The 4,923-nt window shown below is 62.5% G+C and carries 8 protein-coding genes; all 8 read right to left on the reverse strand.

Annotated elements, in window-relative coordinates; translation table 11 throughout:
- The coding region (gene ispH / locus ENZ75_RS20925) for a 4-hydroxy-3-methylbut-2-enyl diphosphate reductase (protein ID WP_128278282.1) at nt 1–549 on the reverse strand (549 nt) is incomplete at its 3' end.
- 88 nt (nt 550–637) lie between these two features.
- On the reverse strand, nt 638–1,393 hold the full coding sequence (locus ENZ75_RS20930; protein WP_063167682.1) for an SURF1 family protein: 756 nt from the start codon (nt 1,391–1,393) through the stop codon (nt 638–640).
- Entirely contained in the window at nt 1,390–1,776 is a 387-nt protein-coding gene (locus ENZ75_RS20935) for a DUF983 domain-containing protein (protein ID WP_024503617.1), read from the reverse strand. The genes ENZ75_RS20930 and ENZ75_RS20935 overlap by 4 nt, the downstream gene beginning before the upstream one ends.
- A gap of 21 nt (nt 1,777–1,797) precedes the next feature.
- Entirely contained in the window at nt 1,798–2,289 is a 492-nt protein-coding gene (locus tag ENZ75_RS20940; protein ID WP_063167681.1) for a L,D-transpeptidase family protein, read from the reverse strand.
- A gap of 91 nt (nt 2,290–2,380) precedes the next feature.
- The gene (locus ENZ75_RS20945) at nt 2,381–3,262 is read right to left on the reverse strand and encodes a cytochrome c oxidase subunit 3 (RefSeq protein ID WP_024503615.1); all 882 of its coding nucleotides are present in this window, start codon (nt 3,260–3,262) and stop codon (nt 2,381–2,383) included.
- 1 nt (nt 3,263) lies between these two features.
- Nucleotides 3,264–3,896 carry a cytochrome c oxidase assembly protein gene (locus ENZ75_RS20950; protein WP_027164147.1) on the reverse strand — a complete coding sequence of 211 codons (633 nt, stop codon included), beginning with the start codon at nt 3,894–3,896 and terminating at the stop codon, nt 3,264–3,266.
- Nucleotides 3,896–4,054, reverse strand: coding sequence for a hypothetical protein (locus ENZ75_RS20955; RefSeq protein ID WP_013532777.1), 159 nt, complete (start codon nt 4,052–4,054; stop codon nt 3,896–3,898). Before ENZ75_RS20955 ends, ENZ75_RS20950 begins: the two co-directional genes overlap by 1 nt.
- 2 nt (nt 4,055–4,056) lie before the next feature.
- A partial coding sequence (locus ENZ75_RS20960) for a heme o synthase (RefSeq protein WP_128278283.1) occupies nt 4,057–4,923 on the reverse strand: 867 nt, incomplete at its 5' end.

The following is a 4,923-nucleotide window of genomic DNA, read 5'->3' on the forward strand; positions in this document are numbered from 1 at the left end:
GTCCTCGACCGACAATGTGGTCTGGGTAACGAAGCCTAGCGCCTGCGGATCGGTGGGCGAGAGCTTTGCGGCATCGGCTTCGGTTTCGATCAGGGTCACCGCTCCGTCCGGGAGCTGGCCCATGGTGCCGATCACCTCGGGATGTCCGGCGTGACCAATCAACAGCACATGACGGCCGAGCCGCTGATGGCGCATCGCCTGCTTGTGGACCTTCGACACCAGCGGGCAGGTGGCATCGAGATAGAAGAGATTGCGCGCCTTCGCATCCGCCGGCACCGATTTCGGCACGCCATGCGCCGAGAACACGACGGGCGACTGCCGATGTTCGGCCGGGATCTCGGAGAGTTCCTCGATGAAGACGGCGCCAAGGCTTTGCAGCCCCTCGACGACGTAGCGGTTGTGCACGATTTCATGGCGGACGTAGACCGGCGCGCCATATTTCTTCAGCGCCAGCACGACGATCTGGATGGCACGGTCGACACCGGCGCAAAAACCGCGCGGCTGGCAGAGCCGGATCGTCAGAGGTGGTTTGGTGGTTGTCTGAAGCATTAAATCCGGGCCGGTTGATCAAAGCCGAAATGAGGTGCGCACCCCTGCCCTGTCAAGGGCATCGGTAGAAAGGGGGCGTCGCTCGCATTCATTCCTCTTTCGCGGGGCGGCGAAGCCGCAGGATGAGCACGGCGGCGAGCGTGGCGGCAAGCCCGTACCAGGTGACGGCATATTGCAGATGGCTGTTCGGCAGGTCGATGATGGTGACGCCGCCAACCGGCAATCCGCCTGGATTTGGCGTCTTGTCTGCGTCGATGAAGATCGGCACCAGCGTGAACCCAGCCGGCAGGCCCGCGCTCGCCGCCATGACGTCGCGGTCCTTCCAGTAGAAGATGTTCTTCGCCACATCGTTGTCGGGCAGCATCATCGACGGCTTTGCTGGCAGGGGGTTGCGAGCGAGCCCCGTGACCGTCACTCTGCCGGTCACCTGTCCCTTGGCGCGCTTGGCGGCGTCCTTCAGATCGTAAGGCACGAAGCCGCGATTGATCAGGACGAAGCGGCCGTCGTCGAGCGCCAGCGGCGTGTAGACATTGAAGCCGGCATCACCCTCCCAGGTCGCGTAAAAATGCCGTTCGCCTTGATGCAGGAACGTCCCGGTGACGGCGACGGGCGTATAATCGACGTCCCCGGTGGCTGCGAATTCTTTCTCGACCTCGGCCAGCGGCCGCGGCGCTGAATGAGTGCGCTGGTCGATGGTCTGCAGAAGGCCTTCCTTCCAATAAAGGCGCTGCACCTGCCAGGTGCCGAGCGCCAGCAGGATCAGGAACAGCACAAGGCCAAGGCCGAGCAGCAATGCCGTCCTAGGCCGCGATCGGCCATCGGCTTTAACGGTTGCCTCGCTCATTCGCCGCGATCCAACCGGCCTTCGGCCGCCTTGTTGCGGTATTGCAGCGTCAGCAGCACGCCTTTGATCAGCCTCAGCGCCGCCAGGCACAGCACGACAGCCAGCGGAATCCAGACCAGCAGATGCAGCCAGAGCGGCGGGCTAAGCGTGACTTCAACCCAGAGCGCCAGGCCGACGATAAGGAAGCCTATGATCAGGATGACGAACACCGCCGGCCCGTCGCCGGCATCGGCGTAGGAATAATCGAGGCCGCAATTGACGCAGCGCTTGCCGACAGTGAGGAAGCCGGAGAACAACCGCCCCTCGCCGCAGCGCGGGCAGCGGCCATGCAGGCCGGCCGAGATCGGATCGATCGGCGGCCAGATCGCCCTGTCTTCACTCATGGGAGCGTCGTCGCTCATTGCTTACCGCTCGATTTCGATCGGTGTGCCATCGGCCACCAGCGCCCAGATTTCGTCCATGTCGGAGTCCGTAACCGCAATGCAGCCGTCGGTCCAGTCGACCAATTGAAGCAGCCAGCCCCACCAGCCATAACCATTCGGTTGGCCGTGGATCATGATCATGCCGCCCGCGCCGACATTGCGCGCCTTGGCGGCGGCCTCATCGTCGGCATTGGGGTACGAAATATGGATCGATTTGTGCGCGATGCTGTTCGGGTTGCGCCAGTCGAGGACATAGTTCCCCTCGGGCGTGCGCTGATCGCCCTCCTGGTGCTTGTGCCCGACGGGATCGCCGCCGAGCGCGATGCCGTAGTTTCGCAGGACCTTGCCGTCGCCGATCAGTTCCAGCCGGCGTTCGGCCTTGTGAACACGCACCAGGTCCACCTTCTCGCCGGCAAAGGCCGGGAGTGCCCCGATCATCAATGCGCAAATAGCCCGGAAGATTGTCAGTCGCATTGGCTATCGATCAGCGATCATTGCGCCAAAAAGAAGAAGGCGGCCACGTTGCCGCGGCCGCCTCCAGAAATGAAAATCCCTCAGGCCTGGATCAGTGGCCCTCGATCACCGCGCCGACCGATCCCCAGACGTAGATCGAGGCGAACAGGAACAGCCAGACCACGTCGACGAAGTGCCAGTACCAGGCGGCCGCCTCGAAGCCGAAATGCTGCTTGGGGGTGAAATCACCCTTCATCGCCCGGATCAGGCAGACCAACAGGAAGATGGTGCCGATGATGACGTGGAACCCGTGGAAGCCGGTCGCCATGAAGAAGGTGGCGCCATAGATGGAATCCTTGAAAGCGAACGGAGCGTGCATGTACTCGTAGGCCTGCACCATGGTGAACAGCATGCCGAGGCCAACGGTCAGCACCAGGCCGTTGATCAGCCCCTTGCGGTCGCCGTGAAGAAGCGAATGGTGCGCCCAGGTCACCGTGGTGCCCGACAGCAGCAGGATGACGGTGTTGTAGAGCGGCAAATGGAAGGGATCGAGAACCTCCATGCCCTTCGGCGGCCAGACGCCACCAGTAAATGTGGCGCGCGCGTAGTTCTGTGCCTCACCGGCAAAAAGGCTGGCATCGAAATAGGCCCAGAACCAGGCAACGAAGAACATCACCTCCGAGGCGATGAACATGATCATGCCATAGCGCAGGTGCAGCGACACGACCCGCGTATGATGACCCTCATGCGCTTCCTTGATCGTGTCCGACCACCAGGCGAACATGGTGTAGAGGACGATCACGAGGCCGATGAAGAACAGCCACGGATTGGCGATGTTGAAGCCGAAGATCGGGAACGACCCGCCCTTCAGATATTCCATCAGGGCGACACCGCCAAAGGCCATGACCAGCGCCCCTACCGAGCCTAGGAAAGGCCATGGGCTCGGGTCGACGAGATGATAGTCATGCTGTGGTTTTGCGTGCGCGTCTGCCATATCAACCCCCGAGATTTGCTTCGGTATTCGAAATTGTCTTGCTGTTGCCATCGGTCGGCGCCGAGGAGGCGACCGGCTTGGTCTTCTCGACCGGGAACATCGTGTAGGACAGCGTGATCGTCTTCACGTCCTTGAGCTCCGGCACATTGACGATGTCGGGGTCCACGTAGAACAGGACCGGCATGTCCAGCGTCTCGCCGGGCTTCAGCGTCGTGTCGGTGAAGCAGAAGCACTCGACCTTGTTGAAATAGGGGCCCGCCAGTTCAGGCTGCACGTTGAAGGTGGCGCGGCCGGTCACCGAACGATCGAACTTGTTGGTCGCCTGGTAGTGCGCCTGCACGGTCTCGCCGATCTTCATCGTCATCGAGCGCTGGACCGGCTGAAACTCCCATGGCACGCCGGCGACGTTGGCATCGAAGCGGACGGTGATCTCGCGGTCGAGCACGCGGCCGGCATACTGCTTCTCGGCACGTTGCGTCGTGCCGCCATAGCCGGTCGCCTGGCAAAACATCTTGTAGAGCGGCACCGCGGCATAGGCCATGCCGATCATGCCGGTGAAGAAGGCGAGGCAGACAGCCGCGACGATGACGTTGCTGTTCTTGCCCGCCGCTTTCCTGGACTTCTCGACGCTCATCACATCGTGCCCAGATTGTGGCCGAACTTCACGATCGTCGCGATGTAGAAAATGACCACCAGCAGCGCCAGCGCCACGCCGATGGCGATAGAACGGCTGCGCTGCGCCTTCTTCTGACGCTCGGTCAACGTGACGGTCTCGAGCTTTTCCTCGATCATGGTCATGCTCCACCCATGGCAAGCGCGCGTTCGACAACGCTGTCGGCCAGATAGGCAGCGAAGATGGCGAAGAGATAAAGCAGCGAATAGGCGAACAGGGCCTTGGCCGGTTTCATGACGCGGTCATCGTCGGCCATGCCAAGCACTTTCCACGCGTACCAGGCAAAACCGACCCCGAGCAGCAGGGCGGCCACGCCATAGAAGGGCGTGGTGTAGCCGAGCAGCCACGGCAGCACGCCTACCGGGGCCAGCACCAGCGCATAGGCGAAGATCTGGCGGCGCGTCGAAGCGTGGCCGGCGACGTTGGGCATCATCGGAATACCGGCCTTGGCGTAGTCCTCGGATTTGAAAAGCGCCAGCGCCCAGAAATGCGGCGGCGTCCAAAGGAAGATGATCAGGAACAAGACAACGCTTTCGAGGCTGACCGTCCCGGTCACCGCGGCCCAGCCGATCACGGGCGGAATGGCACCGGCGGCCCCGCCGATGACGATGTTCTGCGGCGTCCAGCGCTTCAGCCACATCGTGTAGACGACGGCGTAGAAAAAGATGGTAAAGGCCAGCAGCGTCGCCGCCAGCCAGTTGACCAGCACGCCGAGCGTCATCACCGACAGCACCGACAGCACCAGCCCGAAGGTCAGCGCTTCGTGCGGCTGGATGCGACCGGCCGGGACCGGGCGGCTGGCGGTCCTGGTCATCACGGCATCGATGTCGGCATCGTACCACATGTTGAGCGCGCCGGAGGCGCCAGCACCTATCGCAATAGCCAGGATGGCGATCACCGCCAGCAGAGGGTTGATGGTCACGGGGGCGGCGACCAGGCCGACAAAGGCGGTGAACACCACCAGCGACATGACGCGCTGCTGAAGCCG

This window comes from Mesorhizobium sp. M7A.F.Ca.CA.002.04.1.1 (assembly GCF_004022805.1).
Lineage (GTDB): Bacteria > Pseudomonadota > Alphaproteobacteria > Rhizobiales > Rhizobiaceae > Mesorhizobium > Mesorhizobium ciceri.

Coding starts and splice junctions, on each gene's coding strand:
- ENZ75_RS20950 (WP_027164147.1), bottom strand. CDS start 3,896: ATGAGCGTCGAGAAGTCCAGGAAAGCGGCGGGCAAGAACAGCAACGTC.
- ENZ75_RS20955 (WP_013532777.1), bottom strand. CDS start 4,054: ATGATCGAGGAAAAGCTCGAGACCGTCACGTTGACCGAGCGTCAGAAG.
- ENZ75_RS20935 (WP_024503617.1), bottom strand. CDS start 1,776: ATGAGTGAAGACAGGGCGATCTGGCCGCCGATCGATCCGATCTCGGCC.
- ENZ75_RS20930 (WP_063167682.1), bottom strand. CDS start 1,393: ATGAGCGAGGCAACCGTTAAAGCCGATGGCCGATCGCGGCCTAGGACG.
- ENZ75_RS20945 (WP_024503615.1), bottom strand. CDS start 3,262: ATGGCAGACGCGCACGCAAAACCACAGCATGACTATCATCTCGTCGAC.
- ENZ75_RS20940 (WP_063167681.1), bottom strand. CDS start 2,289: ATGCGACTGACAATCTTCCGGGCTATTTGCGCATTGATGATCGGGGCA.